General features: G+C 62.1%; 14 protein-coding genes (1 of these 14 only partly in view). 4 read left to right on the forward strand and 10 right to left on the reverse strand.

The genetic code is table 11. From position 1 onward, the window contains the following. The 4 genes in view from FQ320_RS08220 to FQ320_RS08235 are tightly spaced (each overlapping or abutting the next) and all read right to left on the reverse strand, a layout consistent with a single transcriptional unit that may run on beyond the window. Positions 1-1,281 carry the 5' end (the start) of an SDR family NAD(P)-dependent oxidoreductase gene (locus tag FQ320_RS08220; protein ID WP_148471236.1) on the reverse strand. It extends 18,696 nt beyond the left edge of the window, so 1,281 of the gene's 19,977 nt are visible here — the first part of the coding sequence; its start codon is at positions 1,279-1,281; the stop codon falls past the left edge of the window. Then, a complete protein-coding gene (gene fabD, locus FQ320_RS08225) occupies positions 1,278-3,563 on the reverse strand; it encodes an ACP S-malonyltransferase (protein ID WP_148471237.1) in 2,286 nt (761 codons plus the stop codon). The genes FQ320_RS08220 and fabD overlap by 4 nt, the downstream gene beginning before the upstream one ends. After that, positions 3,560-5,221, reverse strand: a complete 1,662-nt coding sequence (locus FQ320_RS08230) for an ATP-binding cassette domain-containing protein (protein ID WP_148471238.1) — start codon at positions 5,219-5,221, stop codon at positions 3,560-3,562. Before FQ320_RS08230 ends, fabD begins: the two co-directional genes overlap by 4 nt. Beyond that, entirely contained in the window at positions 5,208-6,863 is a 1,656-nt protein-coding gene (locus tag FQ320_RS08235; protein WP_148471239.1) for a cyclic peptide export ABC transporter, read from the reverse strand. Before FQ320_RS08235 ends, FQ320_RS08230 begins: the two co-directional genes overlap by 14 nt. A gap of 257 nt (positions 6,864-7,120) precedes the next feature. On the opposite strand from FQ320_RS08235, the gene FQ320_RS08240 reads away from it, so the two are divergent. Beyond that, complete coding sequence (locus FQ320_RS08240) at positions 7,121-7,372, forward strand: phosphopantetheine-binding protein (protein WP_148471240.1); 252 nt, start codon at positions 7,121-7,123, stop codon at positions 7,370-7,372. 6 nt (positions 7,373-7,378) lie between these two features. Next, positions 7,379-9,358 carry an asparagine synthase (glutamine-hydrolyzing) gene (gene asnB, locus FQ320_RS08245; RefSeq protein WP_148471241.1) on the forward strand — a complete coding sequence of 660 codons (1,980 nt, stop codon included), beginning with the start codon at positions 7,379-7,381 and terminating at the stop codon, positions 9,356-9,358. Here the strand turns inward: asnB and FQ320_RS08250 are convergent. Genes FQ320_RS08250 through FQ320_RS08270 form a run of 5 tightly spaced genes read right to left on the reverse strand, consistent with a single transcriptional unit; the run spans position 9,336 to position 14,048 of the window. Further along, positions 9,336-10,088: an enoyl-CoA hydratase/isomerase gene (locus FQ320_RS08250; protein WP_148471242.1), complete on the reverse strand. Its 753-nt coding sequence runs from the start codon at positions 10,086-10,088 to the stop codon at positions 9,336-9,338. The genes asnB and FQ320_RS08250 overlap by 23 nt on opposite strands. Then, positions 10,085-11,290, reverse strand: a complete 1,206-nt coding sequence (locus FQ320_RS08255; RefSeq protein WP_187393824.1) for a beta-ketoacyl synthase N-terminal-like domain-containing protein — start codon at positions 11,288-11,290, stop codon at positions 10,085-10,087. Before FQ320_RS08255 ends, FQ320_RS08250 begins: the two co-directional genes overlap by 4 nt. A gap of 4 nt (positions 11,291-11,294) precedes the next feature. Next, positions 11,295-11,540 carry an acyl carrier protein gene (locus tag FQ320_RS08260; protein WP_148471244.1) on the reverse strand — a complete coding sequence of 82 codons (246 nt, stop codon included), beginning with the start codon at positions 11,538-11,540 and terminating at the stop codon, positions 11,295-11,297. 25 nt (positions 11,541-11,565) lie between these two features. Beyond that, positions 11,566-12,819, reverse strand: coding sequence for a hydroxymethylglutaryl-CoA synthase family protein (locus FQ320_RS08265; RefSeq protein WP_148471245.1), 1,254 nt, complete (start codon positions 12,817-12,819; stop codon positions 11,566-11,568). Continuing rightward, positions 12,816-14,048 (reverse strand): cytochrome P450, encoded by a 1,233-nt coding sequence (locus tag FQ320_RS08270; RefSeq protein WP_148471246.1) that lies wholly within the window; start codon positions 14,046-14,048, stop codon positions 12,816-12,818. The genes FQ320_RS08265 and FQ320_RS08270 overlap by 4 nt, the downstream gene beginning before the upstream one ends. A gap of 450 nt (positions 14,049-14,498) precedes the next feature. Here FQ320_RS08270 and FQ320_RS08275 point away from each other — a divergent pair, with 450 nt between their 5' ends. Further along, complete coding sequence (locus tag FQ320_RS08275) at positions 14,499-15,341, forward strand: metallophosphoesterase (RefSeq protein ID WP_148471247.1); 843 nt, start codon at positions 14,499-14,501, stop codon at positions 15,339-15,341. Here FQ320_RS08275 and FQ320_RS08280 read toward each other — a convergent pair. Then, entirely contained in the window at positions 15,293-16,111 is an 819-nt protein-coding gene (locus tag FQ320_RS08280) for a 4'-phosphopantetheinyl transferase superfamily protein (protein WP_222861581.1), read from the reverse strand. The two genes, FQ320_RS08275 and FQ320_RS08280, sit on opposite strands and share 49 nt — an antisense overlap. On the opposite strand from FQ320_RS08280, the gene FQ320_RS08285 reads away from it, so the two are divergent. Then, positions 16,110-17,072 carry an acyltransferase domain-containing protein gene (locus tag FQ320_RS08285; RefSeq protein ID WP_187393825.1) on the forward strand — a complete coding sequence of 321 codons (963 nt, stop codon included), beginning with the start codon at positions 16,110-16,112 and terminating at the stop codon, positions 17,070-17,072. The two genes, FQ320_RS08280 and FQ320_RS08285, sit on opposite strands and share 2 nt — an antisense overlap. The last annotated feature ends 117 nt before the right edge of the window (positions 17,073-17,189 follow it).

Consider the following 17,189-nt stretch of genomic DNA (forward strand, 5'->3'; position numbering starts at 1 on the left):
AAAAGAGCTGACGCAGGCGCGGCGTGGTGCGTCCGTACGGCGCGGCCAATCCGTTGGAGTCCCTTGGATATGAAATGGCGACCCATCAAGTTCGATCAGCCGGTTCAACCGCGAGAATCCAACATTGGCCGGCCGCCGTTCATGGTGCAGCGCCGCCAGCACCTTGACGATTCCGGCAACACCCGCCGCACCTTCCAGATGGCCGATGTTGGTCTTGACCGAACCAATACCGCAGCGCCCCGCGGCAATCGCGACTCCATGATCCCGCGCCAGCGTGGCGAAGGCTTGTTTGAGGCCGGAAATCTCGATCGGATCGCCAAGGGGTGTGCCGGTGCCATGTGCCTCGATATAATCGACGGTGTCGGGTGCCACCCCCGCCGCATTATGGACCTGAACGATCAGTTCGGCCTGCGCAGCCGGGTTCGTCACGGTCAGAGAATTCGTCCGCCCACCATGGTTGATCCCGACACCGCGGATCACCCCATGGATCGGATCGCCCGCTTTGATCGCTGCAGCCAGCGGGCGCAGCAGTAAAACCGCGCCGCCTTCGCCGCGCACATAGCCGTCTGCCGCCTCGTCGAAAACGCGCGCCTGCCCGTCTTTCGACAGCATCCCCGCCTTGGAAAAAGCGATGAAATGGTTGGGCGACCAGACGAGGTTGACCCCGCCCGCCAGCGCCATGTCACATCTGCCATCCTGCACCGCGATCACTGCATCATGCACTGCCGTCATCGACGCGGCGCAAGCGGTGTCATTGGTCACGCTGGGGCCTCGGAAATCGAAGAAATGCGAAATCCGGTTGGCGATGATCGACAGGGAAATGCCGGTGGGCGTATAGGCGTCAAGCTGTGACAGGTGCTTTTCCAGCAGCTCGGCATAGTCCCAATGGCACACGCCCATGAAGACACCCGTGCGGCTTCCGGCCAGATCGGAGGCGCGGTATCCCGCATCCTCCAACGCGTGCCAGCTCATCTCAAGCGCGATCCGCTGCTGCGGGTCCATCCACGCCGCTTCGCGCGGCGAAATGCCAAAGAATTCCGCATCGAACCGGTCGGCGCCTTCGATGAATCCAGCGCGGGTGCTGGCGGTGAAATTGCCCTTTCGCGGATCGCCCAGAAGGGCGCTGGCATCCCAGCGTTCGGCGGGCACCTCGGAAATCATCGAGCGTTCGCCATCAAGCACGTCCCAGAACGCGCCCATGGTTTCGGCGCCCGGAAGCCTCAGGCCGATGCCGACGATGGCGACCGGTGCACGGCGCGGGGAAATATCGTCCGCGCTCACGCCAGCGGCCCCAGCATCGCAGACACCCGGCGGTTCAGCACCTCGGCCGCACCTTCAAGCAGGCGCAATCCAATCTCATCAGCATGGCGGGCACGCCAGTCTTCGATTTCCGTGCCCGTGGCAAAGGCGTTGAACGCGCCTTGCGCCGGGCCGCAGTGCACCTGGAAATCCACCTTGTGATCCAAATCACCCTGCAAGGCCCATTGCGTCGTATCCTTGAAATACCTGCGAAAGATCAGCGCCATCCGATGCTTTGGCATACGCTCGGCCCGCTCAATCTCGGCCGCCGGATAGCTGCGCGCGACGTCTTGGAACACAGCGTCCAGATCGCGTCCGAAATACCGGTCTTCGATCTGGCGGCGCAGTTTCGCATCAAGAGCGTCGATGCTGTCATACTGACGATACAGACCCACAAGGCGTTCCGCCCGCGCCGGAAAGAACACACCTTTCTTCAACACCTGCACCTTCGAGCCAAGCTCGAACATCTCACCCGAGGGGGCATAGGCGGTATCGTAGACCGCAATGCCCTGCAGCATATCCTTGACCGCATCGCTGGTGCCTGCCTCGGCCGTGCATTGGTTGATCGAGCCTGTGACGATGAAATCAGCGCCCAGCATCAAGACGGCTGCCACCGCCTCGGGCGTGCCGATACCGCCGCCTGAGCCCACGAAGATCGGACCGAAATCAGCGAAACGCCGCATTGCCGCATCCCGCAACCCCAGAATCGGCGGTAGCAGCGCAAAGGGCATCCCCTGATCGGTGTGGCCGCCAGAATCGGATTCGACGCAGATCGCATCGGCCATGGGCACTTGGGCCAGCAGATCGGCCTCGTCCCGGGTGATCGCGCCCGATTGCAGCAGCCGTGCGACGATGGCTTCGGGCGCTGGGGCAAGGAATTGCGCCGCCACATCGGGACGCGACACTTTGGCGATGATCCGGTTGGTGGCCCGCGTCACGCCACCGTCGCGCCGCAACCCCTTGGCGCGGTAGCGTACAAGCGCCTGCGTGACCTCCATGAAGGCCGAAGCCTCAACCATGCGCACACCTTCGTCGAGCAGAAGATCGGTCAAATCGTCCTCAAGGTGGGGGCGGTTGACATGGGCGATGAAATTGACGCCGAAGGCATCGTCAGCCCCGAGGGCAGCCTTGATGTCACGAACCGCGCTGCGGATTTCATCGCCGGGCAGGCCCGCCGCCCCAAAGAACCCCAAAAGCCCGGCGCGTCCCATCCGAACGACAAGATCGACCGACGCGATCCCTTGGTACATTGCCCCGCTCACATAGGCATGGCGCAGCCCGAAAGCATCGCAGAACCCCCGCGACCCCAAGTTCTCGACGGTGAACCGGCGGGCGCGCGGTGTGTCCGATGCGGCATTACAGAGCGTTTCGCGCGGCGCGCTGATTTCAGCAGCGGGCAACGGCCCGGCCTCGATCTCGGTTCGCTTGAACATCGGTCTGACGACGGGCGGGCCGTCCGGGCCGAGCTCGATCGTATCGCCAAACCTTACCCCCTGCGCCATCAGATAGCGCAGACTGTCCGACCACCTGACAGGTGCCGTGATCTGTTCGATCAACCGGGCGCGCAGACTGGCATCGTCGTGCGGGCGCGCAGTGACGTTCGAGATCACCGGCACCTGAAGCGGGGCAAATTCTGTCGCGGCGATATCATGCGCAAAGGCGTCAGCCGCGTCCTGCATGAAAGGCGTGTGAAAGGCCCCGCTGACCGGCAACATGATATAATGGGTCGCACCCGCAGCCAAGAACGCAGCTTCGCCCGCCTCGACCGCTGCGCGGCGGCCTGACACGACGATCTGGCGTGGTGTGTTGAAATTGGCTGGGTAAATATCGCTCAGCCCTTCGCGCGCGATCAGATCGTTGATCGCCCCGGCGTCCAACCCCAGAATCGCCGCCATCCCGCCGCCCGACGCCTGCGCCATCAGCGCGCCGCGCCGCATGACCAGCCGTAGCGCTGGGCCGAACGCCAACGCGCCGGCAGCAAACAGCGCGACATATTCTGCAACGCTGTGCCCCAGGACAAAATCGGGCACCGCGCCGCCATCTTTGCGGTATTGCAGGTATTTCAGGGCGTTGACGACGAATAGCGCTGGCTGGGTGAATTGCGTCTGGCTCAATTTTTCGATCGGGCCGCTGCGGCACAATTCGGCGATGTCATAGCCAAGGATATCACCCGCTTCCGCAGTATATTGCGGGAAAAGATCGAAAAGTGCTGCGCCCATGCCGAGCCGCTGAGCGCCTTGGCCCGGAAAGAGAATTGTCGTCATTTACCCATTGGCTCTTCGTTAAAATCGCTGCCGCGACGCACCCATTCGACTTTTCCCAGATCCATCTTCACCACACGGTCGGCCACCCCCCAATATTTTTCATCATGGCTTGTCACGATGACAAGTTTCCCCCGATCTCGCAGGAGAGGGATTAAGGAATGGTAAAAATAGTCACGAAAATTGACGTCCTGCTCGGCAGACCATTCATCGAACACGTAAACCGGTCGATCCTCAAGCAGTGCTGCGATCATCGCAAGGCGCTTGCGCTGGCCGGTGGACAGGTGCAGCTGATCGAATTTTCCATCCGCGAATGTCACCTTTCCGGTCAGACCCATCTCGTCAATCAGTCGGTTCACCTGTCCCGGCGCAATATGCTCAAGCCCGTAAAGCCGGTCGAACAGGTGAAAGTCCACAAAAACCGACGAAAACAGCTCGCGGTAACCGGCCATGTTGGCCGGTGTCACTGCGACTTGATCGGCGCTTATCCACCCTGATCGCAGCGGATAAAGCCCGGTCAGCATACGCAGTGCGGTGGATTTACCGCTGCCATTGCCGCCGACGAAAAACACCACCTCGCCGCGATCAAGCGTCAGATCCAGAGGGCCGACCGCATAGGCACCCGGATCGGTGGCATCATAACTGAACCTCGCCCCGTTCAGCGATATGGCTTCAAACCCGCTGAACTGCGACGCCGCTGCGCGGGCCTGATCGGGGGTGATGCCCGGAGAGCGCGACAGTTCGCGTTCGACCGTCAGGATTGATTGCAGCCCCGCCTCGGCCCGCAGAAACATCGGCGACTGGGCCAATGTCACCGAAAGGGTGCCCATGCAGAACAACAGGATCGGGATCAGTTGGAATATGACTGCCTTTTGCCCCGTGGCGTATTCAGGAAAGACAAACACCACAAACCCGAGCATCGCAAAGGTCGCCAGACTGCCCAACAGGATCAACGCGACCCAGTGCTCCACCGATTTCACCAACAGCCGTTCCAGCGCATAGGACCGTTTGCGATAGGCGGCGTCGATTGCTGCGGCCCGGCGGGCGTTCAGGCGCAGTTCCTTGGCGCCGTGGATGATATCGAGGATGGTATCCATGGTGCGCGCCTGCATCCGCTCCACATGGCGCAGCACATCGGCAAACCGCCGGTTGATCGCGCGATAGCCGACCGCGCCCAGCCCCACCGTGGCAATAAAGATCACGAAGGCCAGCGGCGACAGATACAGAAGATAGATCAGTGAGACCCCCAGCAGGATCATCTGTTGCAGCGCCTGAACAATCAGCGGGAAGGTGACGGAAAGATGGTTCGTCTCTTTTGCGACGAGAGAAAACAGCCGCCCCCGGCCCAACCCGTCGGCCACCAAAAGCTCAGATTTGCGCAGGTCATCGGCAATCGTCAGGCGCTTGCGGGTCAAAAGATCCTCGACAATGGCCATGGAGCGCAGCAGCGAAAACTGGTTCGCGGCATAATAGATCACAAAGGCACCGGTGAACACGCCCCAGGCAAGGGCGCTTGGCGGTGCTCCGTTCGAAACCGCCTCGGCGACACGGGTGATCACCACGATCAGCGCGGCATTCGCCAGTCCGGCGATCAGGGTAAAGCCCAACATCGCCCGCAACTGCGCCCTTTCGGCGCCGCGCAGGAATTCAACCAGCGCCATCGTTCACCTCCGGCGCGGGCAGAACCATTCCCAGATCAAGCTCCAGCCGCCTGTCGCAACAATCCCAGTACCGGTCGTCATGGGTCACGGCCAACACGGTTTTGCCGCGCGCCTTCAGCCCGGGCAGAAGTTCGGTGTAAAACAGGTGGCGGAAATGGGCATCCTGATCGGCGGCCCATTCATCCAGCACATAGATTTCCCTGTCCTCCAGAAGCGCGACAATCAGGGCCAGACGCTTGCGCTGACCGGTGGACAGATCGCGTGTGGTAAACCGTCCGTCGCGGTATTCTACCTTGTCGGTCAGCTCCATACGCGCGATCAGACGGCTCACCTCGGTCGGGTCGACGTCCTCCAGCCCGTAAAGCCGGTCGAACAGGTGAAAATCGGTGAAGATAACTGAAAACAGCCCGCGATAGGCGTCAATCTGATCTGGCGTGACCGGCTTGTCATCGCACAGGATACGCCCTGCATCGGGCCGGTAAAGCCCGCACAAAAGCTTGAGCGCGGTGGATTTTCCGGTGCCATTCCCACCGGTCAGGAACAGGATTTCACCTCGGTTCAGCGACAGATCCAGCGGCCCGGCGGTGAATGGCACAGCGCCGGTTTCGTCGACGTAATGAAACACCACACCGTCCAGCGCGATTGTGGTGAAACCGCCAAACGCGACGGGCGAGTCCGCCGTCGGCGCAGCGCGGGGCGCAGGATCGACCAGTCGGCGTTCCAGCGCGTAAAGATGGCCCAGCCCCGCCTCGGCCCGGCCGATCAGCCGCACCACCGACATCATCGCGGCAAACGGGCCAAGGGCAAATACGGTGGCACCGACGATCTTGTAAATTGTGTCGGTGTACCCGCTGAAAAAGATCGGCAGGACGAACACCACCATCCCGACCAGCAAAAAGATGAACGCATTGCTGAACTGCAAAAGCGCGACCCACCGCGCGCCAAGTCCCATCACAGTATCCTGCAACTGACGCGCGCGGATCTCGAAATGCGCGAACAACGCGTCGTTCTTGTCAGCGTTCAGGCGGATTTCCTGAAACCCCAGCGTGAAATGCGACAGCGTGGCAAGCATGTCAGCCTCGCGGTGATGCACGTCGACCATCGAAGCCGCCAACGCGTTCTGCCGGTTGATGAAAAAATACATCGCGAACAGGGTGAACCCTGCCACCAGTACGAAGGAAATCAGCGACAGCGTGGCGATGTACAGCAGCAGGAACAACAAAAGGAAACCGCTCTGCGCCGCACCGATCAGCAATGGCAGCGTTTGCGCCAACTGGTCGGTTTCCTGTGAGACGGTGACGTGGATGTCCGCCTCGCCCAGGCGTTCGAGGGTGCGCAGGTCCGCGCGCGCCACTTTGCGAACCAGCCGCCGGCGCGTTGCCTCAATCCTGCGCTGCACAAATCGGTTGGCAAAAAGCAGCGAGGCCCGGTTGGTCAGCAGGAACAATGTCAGAACAAGTGCATAAACCACGATCAGCCTTGGGCCGATATCAACGCCCGACCACAGCCGCTCGGCCGCATGGTTGATCAGCCCGACAAGCCCGGCATTTGCCAGCCCCGCCACTCCGGTCATTGCGATGACGAACCGCCTGTCGGCCGGTTCCCCTTCGTTCAACAGACGAAGAATGTTGTTATGCGACATTAACCCCCGCCCAAACCTTGATAACGACGGGCCAAGGGCGCACCCTGACCGCGTTGATCTTCCGTGCGCCGATCTTGTCGCAGTTACGGGAAACGACCCCTCTCCCGTATTATTAAAAGCTGACGCACAGTCAATGGCGCTGTGTATTTTTCAAGCATTTGCCTAATGTTACATGGTTATTTCAATCGACATGCTTCCCATAGGGCGTTTGAGTGACTAGGAGTGTGACTGCCGACCCCCTCAGACATACGGGTGCCATGACAAAGATCCGCGATTTCATCGAAGAGCAGTTTCTCATCGAATTTGACGAATCCTTTCCCGCAGATTCCGACCTGTTCAAAGAGGGGGTGATGGATTCTTTCGGCTATATCCAGATGATCCGTTTTCTGGAAAAGGAATACGGCGTGACGTTCAGCGAACAGGAAATGACCGGCGACGTGATGGTCAGCCTGACGCAGATCGAACAGGCCATCGCCCGCAAGACTTCGGTCCCGGCAAAGATCGGATAGCGTCGGATGTGCGGCATCGCCGGATTGTGTGCCCCCGCCATTGGCGCCCCTGCCCTGACGCAGGACGTGACGCGCATGCTGGCGCGGATTGGCCATCGCGGGCCGGACGGGGCGGGTTATGTGGCGGACAATGGGTTTGCCATGGGGGCGGTGCGTCTGGCGATCATCGATCCGACAGCGGGTGCGCAACCGATCAGCGATGAAACCGGGCGTTATTGGATCTGCTACAACGGTGAAATCTACAACTACCGCGAATTGCGCGCCGAACTGGTGGCGCAGGGGCGGCGTTTTCGCACCCGTTGCGATACCGAAGTCGTGTTGCAGGCCTGGCTTGCCTGGGGGCCTGCCTGTCTGGCCCGGTTCAACGGTGGTTTCGCCTTTGCGATCTATGACAGCGAAACCGGCGCGGTGTTTCTTGCGCGTGACCGGTTTGGCAAGCGGCCGCTGTTCATCGCGCGGCAGAACGGTGCGCTGTATTTCGCCTCCGAGATGAAGGCGTTTCTGGCCATTGACGGCTTCAGGTTTGAGCAGGACCCGGCACAGGTGGCTGCGATTCTGGCGCAATGGACGCCGCTGCCCCACCAATCCGGATTCCGCGATATCGACGCCCTGCCCATGGGCTGTTGGATGAAATGGCAGGCCGGGATCGCCACAGTACACACCTATGACAACCTGCGATTCGATCACGGCCCCGCTGTGACAACCGAGGCTGAGGCGCTGGAGCGGATACGCGACACCCTGACCGACAGCGTACGCCTGCGGTTGCGCAGCGACGTCGAGGTCGGCGTGTATCTCAGCGGTGGCGTGGATTCCGCGATCATCGCCGCCCTTGTGCGCGATATCACCGACAAGCGGCTTGCGACATTCTCGGTTGAGTTTGAGGATGCCGAATTCGACGAATCCGCCGATCAGCGCAGCGTCGCCGCACATCTTGGCACCGATCACCACGCGCTGCGCATCAGCCATGCCGATATTGCCGACGCCACCCCCGACGCGGTGTTCCACGCCGAGATGCCCGCATTTCGCAGCGCCTTTGTGCCGATGTATCTGTTGTCGCGCCGCACACGCGACGAAGGGATCAAGGTGATCCTCAGCGGTGAGGGCGCTGACGAGGCATTTCTGGGCTATGACCTGTTCAAGGAAACCATGCTTCGCGAGCATTGGCACAGCTTGTCCGATGCCATGCGCCGCGACCGGCTGGCGCGGCTTTACCCGCATCTGTCGCACTATGGCGCCGAAGATATCGCCGCCGTCGCCGGCCTTTACAGCCAGTTCTCGACCGAACGGATGCCCGGTCTGTTCTCCCATGAAATGCGGTTTCAGAACGGGCGGTTCTCGGCCCGGTTGATGGCGGGCAAGGATGATCCCTTTGCGTCAATCGCCGCCCTTGTCGCCGACGAAGACGGATTTGCCGGGCTTTCGGCGGTGCAAAAGGCGCAATGGCTGGAGTATAAAACGCTTTTGCCCGGCTATCTTCTGTCGACCCAAGGCGACCGGATGAGCCTGGCGCACGGGGTCGAAAACCGCTGCCCGTTCCTTGACCCGGCGGTGTTCGCGCTGGCCAATGCCACCAATCTGAAATTTGATGACGGCTACACCGAAAAACGCCTGCTCCGCGAGGCATTTCGCGGCAAGGTGCCGGACTCGATCATCGACAAGCGCAAGTTTCCCTATCGCGCGCCCGATGCCGCCGCGTTTGCGGCGCACAGGCCCGATTACCTTGATCTGATCCTGAGCGATGATGAACTGGCGAAAATCCCGTTCCTTGACGCACGCTTTGCCCGGCGCTTGGCGAACAAGGTGCTTTCCCGCCCAGCGGGCGAGGTGTCGACCAAGGAAAATCAGACCTTCATGTATCTGCTTTCGATCACGCTGCTGCATCGCAGCTTTGTCCGGCGCGAAGGCCAGCCCACACCCTGCTTGCCGCCGCTTGAACGCGCGATCGATCTGACCAAGGGGCGCGTCACGTCTCCCATGGGAGTTTGAGTTCGGTGACATAGCGGCGGATGTCGGCAATCACATCCGCGTCGGCGAAAATCGCGCGGTTTGCGTCAAGCGCGCGGGCGCGGTCGGCCACAGGATCGCCGGTGATCCCGCCGAGATACGCCTTGTACTGCGCGATGGCCGGTTTGCGCAGGTGACGCAGCCGCGTCAGGTGCTGGCGCAGCGCCGTCTCGGGATCGTCGGCCACAATATCGACCAGCCCCGCCGCATGGGCGGCGGCGGCACCGATTGGCCGGGTCATCAGCGTCAGGTAATGGGCGCGCTGCCGCCCGATCCGCTGCACAAGGAACGGCAGCACGCAGGCCGGATAAAGCCCGAACAAAAGTTCGGACAATCCAAACGACGCGCTGCGACCGGCAATGGCAATGTCGCAGGCGGCGACGAACCCGACCCCGCCCGCATTGACCCGCCCGTGAACCAGCGCGATGGTCACAAACGGGCCCTGAGCCAGCGTCAGCCATAGATCGTAAAGCGGCGCGGGATCGCCCGCCGAACCGCTGGACGATACCGCCTGAAAATCGCCGCCGGCGCAAAACACCTCGGCACCGCCCTCAAGCACAATCACCGACACAGCATCGCTTGTGCATCGGGCCAGAACCTCGCCTATCTCGGTGATCATTTGCGCATTGATGGCATTGTCGGCAGCGGGCCGGTTCAACCGGATCCGGCACACAGCTTCGGCGGTGGTGACTGTGATCGTTTCGTGGCTCATGGCGCACCGATTATCAGCGCGGTCGAAATACCGCCGAAGCCAAAGGAAAACTTCAGCGCATGGTTGATCGCATGGGTTGCGCCGCCCGGCCCGACCCAGCCAAAGTCAGGGTCCAGCGGCGTTTCAAGGTTGCGCGTGGGGTGCAACCGTCCCTCGGCCATCTGCATCAGCACCGCTGCCACCTCGACAACGCCCGCCGCCGACAGGGGATGCCCGGTGATCGATTTCGTCGCGTTGATCCGGGCATGGCCCAGACCCAGACTGCGATAAGTCTCAATCTCGGTTGCATCGCCTGCGGGTGTGCCAGTGGCGTGGCCGCTGACATAATCGATATCGGCTGCGGTCAATCCTGCCTCGGCCAAGGCGCGTTCGGCCGCCTGTACCTGCGCCGCGCTGCAAGGTTCGGGGCCGCGCGTGCCGTCGGCCACCTGCCCCGCGCCAAGCAGACGCCCGAGGATCGCGCCGTCGTCGACATCGCCGGAGCGTTGCAGCACCAGGGCGGCGCAAGCCTCGCCATACAGAAAACCGTCGTGGTCACGATCCATCGGCCGACACGCCCGTCCGGGGCTATCGGCAAAGTGCGGTGCGCCCATGGCCCCCATCGCGCGCAACGCCTGAAGGTCATGCGCGCCCGGATCCTGCATGGCGCCAATGACGATACAGGCATCCACCGCGCCCGCCCGCAACGCCTCGGTCGCCGAAATGATCGCAACCGCTCCGCTGGCCGAGGCGGCGCCGACCGTGCGCGCGAAACCGCGGATCGCAAACGCCGCCGTGCAAAGCCCGCAAATGTCGGTATCGAGAAACATATGCCCATGGCGCGGCGGTACATAGACCAACCGGTCGCTGTAAGCGCGCAGGGCCAGCGCCTGTTCCCGCGCCATCAGGTTCGTGCCTCCGACGATCAGCCCGATCCGCTCCGGCGCAACGGCATCAAGCCCCGCCTGATCCCAGACCTCAGCCAGCGATGAAAGTGCAGCCCGTGCCGAAAACGACGCAGTGCGTGCCTGCCGGGGGGGCAGAATGTCGGGTGGATCGGGCATCTCGACACCAAGGAAAGGCGGCGTATCAGCGGGAGATTCGCGCCCTTCGCGCCGCAGCACACCGAACAGATCGGGCGCATCGAACAGGGCGTGACGGAACGCCGGTTTGCCGTGCCCCGCCCCGCAGCCAACGCCGATTCCGGTGATGGCAATATCCATCCACTCAACCGCCGCTTTTGGCCGCAAGAAGATCGGCCAGTTCGCCAATGTTGCGCGGGCCATGCAGATCGACCATCGGCACCTTCAATCCAATCTCCTCCAACGCGGCGAGGATGATCTCGCTGCGCTCCATGGAATCGACTCCGAGATCGGCCAAAACGTCACCCCGCGCGATCGGGTGGGTTTCAAGGTCAGGCACCGTGTCGCGGATCTGCGCGACGAGAAGGCCAAAGATGCGTTCGCTGTCCATTTATCTTTTCCAAAGCGACCCTGCGTCAGGCCCAGATATAGTTGCGGTGGTAACTGTCGATACTATCAAGAACAAGCCGCGCGCCCCCGGTATCGCGCCAGGCCGCCGGAATCAGATGCCGGTTGATCTTTGCGTCGCGGGTGCCAAACCGCACCGCCGAGGCGCCGGACAACAGCGTTTCATATTCGTCAATGCTCAGGCTGTGGCGGTCGTCCAGAACGCGGGAAATATTCATTGCGCCCAGTCGCGCCGCCCCTTGTGCATCAACGACACCGCTGAAAAACTCAGAACAGCAACCGGAGCCATAGGAAAACAGCCCGACGCGCAGCGGTTCAGACAGATCAACGGTGTCAATCATCCCGGCCAGCGCGAAAAACACCGATCCGCCCGCCGTATTGCCGACCCGTCTGCCATAGGTCAGGCTGGGCGTCAGCCGGGCTTTGAAATCGGCGGCGATGTCATTTGGCGGCGCCTTGTAGTGTTTGCGCATCAAGTGGCGATGCGCTCCCTTGACCATGCCGCCAAACGGCGTGTGAAAACACAACTGGTCAAAGGTCTCGCGAAAATCGGCCCCCTCCACCCGGCGGGCATAATCGTCAAACGCGCCAGCGCAGCAGTCGAGATAGGCCATCAGCGAAAGATCGGCATCCCCCGCCTCGGTGTCGGGGCCGGGGCGGCAGGTGTCCATCACCTCGAACGCGTGGTTGCCATAGGCACCCGCATCCAGCCGCAGGATGTGGGGCGTGTCCGACACCACCATCGCGGCAGCCCCGGCGCCCGACGTCGGTTCGGAATAGGCCCATTCCTGCACCGCGTTCCCGTCAGCCAGTGCAAAGCGTGAAATGTCGGTCGTCACCACAAGAGCCTTGGCGCCGGGTGATGTGGCCGACAGCACGAAATTTGCCGCCATCTGGAGACCCGCAGCACCGGAATAACAGGCCTGCTTGATCTCGAACAACCGACAGTTCGGCGCAAGGCCGAGGTGGCGGTGCAAATAGGTCGAAAGCGATTTGCCGAAATCCAGCCCCGATTCCGTGCAGGTGATCACCATTTCGATCCGCGCGCGCTCGGTCTCGCTCATCGCGTCTATGAGAGGTTTGGCGGCGTTGACGGCAAATGTCACCGGATCCTCGAATGGCAGGGCGACGGCCTTTTCGCTCATCAACAGGTTTTCGAACCGCGGCAGATCCAATCCCCGGTGATCGCACAAGGCGCGCACGTCAAGACAGGCCGTGCCGCCGAAGAGGTTCAACGCCTCGATACCCACGGCCCGGCTCATACCCGCGCCTCCAGACGAATCGGCAGGTGGGCAAGGCCGCGCGCGTTCATCCGATCCAGCCGCCATTGCGGCGCACCCGCCGGGGCAATCACGGCAAAGCGATCAAACATCGCACCAAAGGCGATCTGCGCCTCAAGCCGGGCAAGCGGCGCGCCGATGCACACATGCGGTCCACCGCCGAACGTCATCTGAGCGTTGGCAGCGCGGCCAAGATCCAGCGTGTCGGGCGCATCGAACCGCGCCGGATCGCGGTTGATCGCACCAATCAGGCCGATCACCGGCGCGCCCTTCGGGATTGTCACGCCCTCAACCTCGAAATCCTCGCGGGCGACGCGCAGGATCATGTTGCCGCCGGGCTCGAGCCTTAGAAACTCTTCGATTGCGGTGCGCATCAGCCCCCGGTCTGCCGCCAGCCGGGCCATGGCGTCGGGATCGCGCAGCAGCAAAAGCATTCCGTTGCCGATCAATGTGACGGTGGTTTCATGGCCCGCCACCAGCATCGACACGAGGTTGGTCAGCGTTTCCTCTTCGTCCAGCGTACCATCGGAATGGGCTGCCATGGCCATGTGCATCAGGCTACCGGGTGCGCCGGGTTCGGCAATACGAAGGCGAAGGAAGGATTTGAAGTCGTCCAGCGCTTGCAGCGCCTCAAGCTTTTCATTCGGCCCGATCAGGATATCGCCGATCCGGATCAACGAAGCGCTCCAACCCGCGATCTGCGAGTCCATGCTTTGGGGAATATCGAACAGGTCGCACAGCACGCGCAGCGGCAGGGGGGCTGCAAAATCCTCGATAAAGTCGATCTCGCCCGAGTCGGGCATCGCAGCCAGCAATTCATTTGCGCGCCGCTGAATCGCGGGGGCCAATGCTGCCATCGCCTGCGACCGAAACGCCGGTTCATACACTTTACGCATACGCCGGTGATCGGCCCCGTCGCAGTTGATCATCTGCGGCTGGAATTCCGAGAACAGGCGGAATCCGTTCGGGTCCGCCGCGGCATAGGCCGGATCGTTCCACCCGCCGATCCAGTTGCGGGTGTCGCGCCCCATTGCGGTGGATTTCGCAATCCGCGCAAAGGCGGCGTGACCCAGCACAAAGAAGATGCCGGTCGCCGCGTCACGCTGTACCGCGCCGCCTTGGCGCAGCCTGGCAAGGGTCGGATAGGGGTTTTCCAGAAATTCCCTGTCCGACAAGATCGCCCACCAGTCGGGCGCGGTGCCCTCAACCATTTAAACACCGGAAATCGCCGCCCCCCGCGCCGAATCGCTGCGTATCAAGCTGCCTGACCGGTGCACCACCAACGGCCAGAGGCTGCGCTGACGCCGGATCATCCGGGACCCTGATCGTTTCCACCTTGTACAAAGCTTCGGCAAATTCCGCCTCGGCCGTCCGAGCCTCGCCGCCGGATCGCGCGCCAAGATCCCGCAGGTCGACCGCGCCATCACGCGGCCGCGTCACACAATGGGCGGCAGGATCGTCTGAGAAGGCCTCATGCCTCGAAAAATCCACCCCATGAGGATTGATGCAAAAGAGTCCGGTTCTGTCAGGCAAGGTCGTCGATTGGGCCATGTGCATCTTTTTCCGTTTACATTAAGAAGACATACGGGAACTCACACACGCCCGGAGCCACGACTGTTTCCCATCGGTTCAACGGCGTCAACTCGAATGGCAGGCTTTGCATGAAGGTAAGGGCGATCAGCGATCTGCACCTTGCGAGTGCCGTCAACCGCGATGCACTCGAGGCGCTGGCGGACCACGGCGACGACTGGCTGATCGTGGCGGGCGATGTGGGCGAGAAATTCGAACACCAGCGTTTCGCCTTCGAAACCCTGACGCGGCGGTTTGCGCGGGTGATCTGGGTGCCGGGCAATCACGATCTCTGGGCAATCCCCGAGGAACCGGGCGCGCGCCCGATGGCCGGGCAAGAACGCTATAACGCATTGGTCGATTGTGCACGCAGCTTTGGCGTGATCACCCCGGAAGATCCCTATCCGGTGTTTGACGGCGCTGGCGGGGCCCGCCTGATCGCGCCGCTGTTTCTTTTATACGATTACAGTTTTCGCCCCGATCATGTGTCGCGCGACGAAATGATTGCCTGGGCGCGTGAGGGCAATGCGGTCTGCGCCGATGAAACCTTTCTCGCCCCCGATCCCTGGTCCAGCCGCGAGGCATGGTGCGCCCATCGCATTGCCGTCAGCGAGGCCCGGCTGACCGCCCTACCCCCGGATCTGCCGACGATTCTGGTCAATCACTATCCGCTGCGCGCCGATCTGATCACGATTCCACGAATTCCACGCTTTGTCCCATGGTGCGGCACACGGCAAACCGAGGATTGGCACCGCCGCTTTAACGCCAGCGTCGTGATCTCGGGCCACTTGCACACCCGTCGCACCGATTGGCGTGATGGCACGCGCTTTGAGGAAGTATCGCTTGGCTATCCCCGCCAATGGGATCAGCGCCGGGGTATCGCGCCCTATCTGCGCGACATCTGGCCGCCACCCATGGCGAGCGCCAGCACCTGATCCAGCGGCGCCGGTCCACCGCAAATCTCCAGCGTCAAGGGGTGCGGGTGGCGCATCGCCAACGCCAGCGTGTGATCCCGCCCGGGATCGGGCCGCACGAATCGCCAGAGCGCCGGGTCATCGCCCAAAGCATCGTCAAACCGGATCGTGCAGTCTTCAAGCTGAAAGGAAAACGCCTGTAACGGCTGCGAAAGCCCCTTGCCGATCGCCTTTACATAGGCCTCTTTCAGGGTCCAGAATGCCAGAAATGTTGCGACTTTCCGGATCTCGGGGGCAGCAGCCAGAACAGCCTGTTCGCAGGGGGCAAAATGGCTTTCCGCCACAGCAATCGCCCCGACGTTGCGGTCCAGCCATTCAACATCGACGCCGATATCGTGATCCACCGTCAGCGCCGCCGCCGCCATCCCCCGCGTGTGCGAGATATTGATGCGCAGGCGTGTCCCGCCCGGTCCGGCGATCACTTCTGGCTTGCCGTGATCACCCGTCTCGAAGGAAAAATCGCAGGGCCTGCGCCCGGTGCAAAAGGCCAAAAGACTGCGGCAAAGCGCATGCGCCAGAATGTAGGAATGGCGGTCACGTTCGAAATGAAAGCGGGCGGCGCGGGTGCGTTCTTCGGGACTGAGCAGCCCGGCCAGCACTTCCCAATCGCCCGGCGCGATACACTCGGTTGCCAGCCACCACAGCGCAACGCGATCCCGGCTCACCAACACGTTGCCACCCTGCACCGGCCCATGCGACAAGAAGCCTTCGTCAATCGGATCGATGTTCATGGCTTCCATTCCTTCGGATCTTCCTACTGCGTTCTGCTTTTCCGGGCAGGGTTCGCAGTATTTTCATATGGCCGCCGGGATGATGCAATCACAACCGGTGTTCCGCCAATGGATGGAGATCGGCGACGCCATCGTTCACCGCGCCGAAGGGTTTTCGCCCCTTGCCATCATCTATGACAAGGCCCGCGGCAAACACGAGGCTTTCGATCAACTCGAACACTCTCACCCTGCCCTGTTCATGGTGCAATTCGCGCTGGCCAAACAGGTTCAGGCGCTTGGCCTGCGTCCCGATCTTCTTTTGGGGATGAGTCTTGGTGAATTCGTCGCGATGAGCGTGGCAGGCATGATTCCGTTCGAAACCGCCCTGCTGGTCATAGCGCGCCAACCACGGGTGTTTGACAGTACGGTGGCCCCCGGCGCGCTGATCGCGCTGCTTGCCTCGCCTGCCGAAATTGCCGCCGTGCCCGGGATCGAAAAGATTGCCGAGATTGTGGGTGTGAACGGCGCGCGCCATTGCGTTCTGGCCTGCCTGGAAGCCGCGCGCGCCGATGTCACGGCAGCGCTCGACCGAGCCAAGATCGCACACCAGCGTCTGCCAGTGCCCTTTGCCTTCCATTCCCGCTGGATCGAGGGGGCAAAAGACCGATATTTGGCCTCGGTTGCCGATCTGCGGCTGGAGACGCCATTCTGGCCGGCCTGGTCGTCGCGCCTCGCTGCTCCGGTGCACCGGGCCGATCCCGCCCACCTCTGGCAGATCGTGCGCGGCCCGATGCGGTTGCGCGAAACCGTGGCAGCGATCGAGGCGCAGGGCGGCGCCCATTACATCGACCTCAGCCCGACAGGCACGATTGCGGCGATCCTTGGTCAGGACGCCACAAAGGGTCCGTCGCGCCGCACGGCCCTCTTGTCGCCCTTCGGCAAGGACAGCGCGCGACTCGATTCCCTGATGGCGCTGACCTGATGACTTTCTCCGGGAAATGCGAGGGGAATATGGGCGGAAAAACACGAAAGTCCGCCCTATGATGCCCTAGGAGAAGTGCGGCGCGGCGATCCCGCGAAATGCAGCACTTTTCAAGGG

Origin of the sequence: Oceaniovalibus sp. ACAM 378 (assembly GCF_008085915.1) — a bacterium.
Taxonomy (GTDB): domain Bacteria; phylum Pseudomonadota; class Alphaproteobacteria; order Rhodobacterales; family Rhodobacteraceae; genus Oceaniglobus.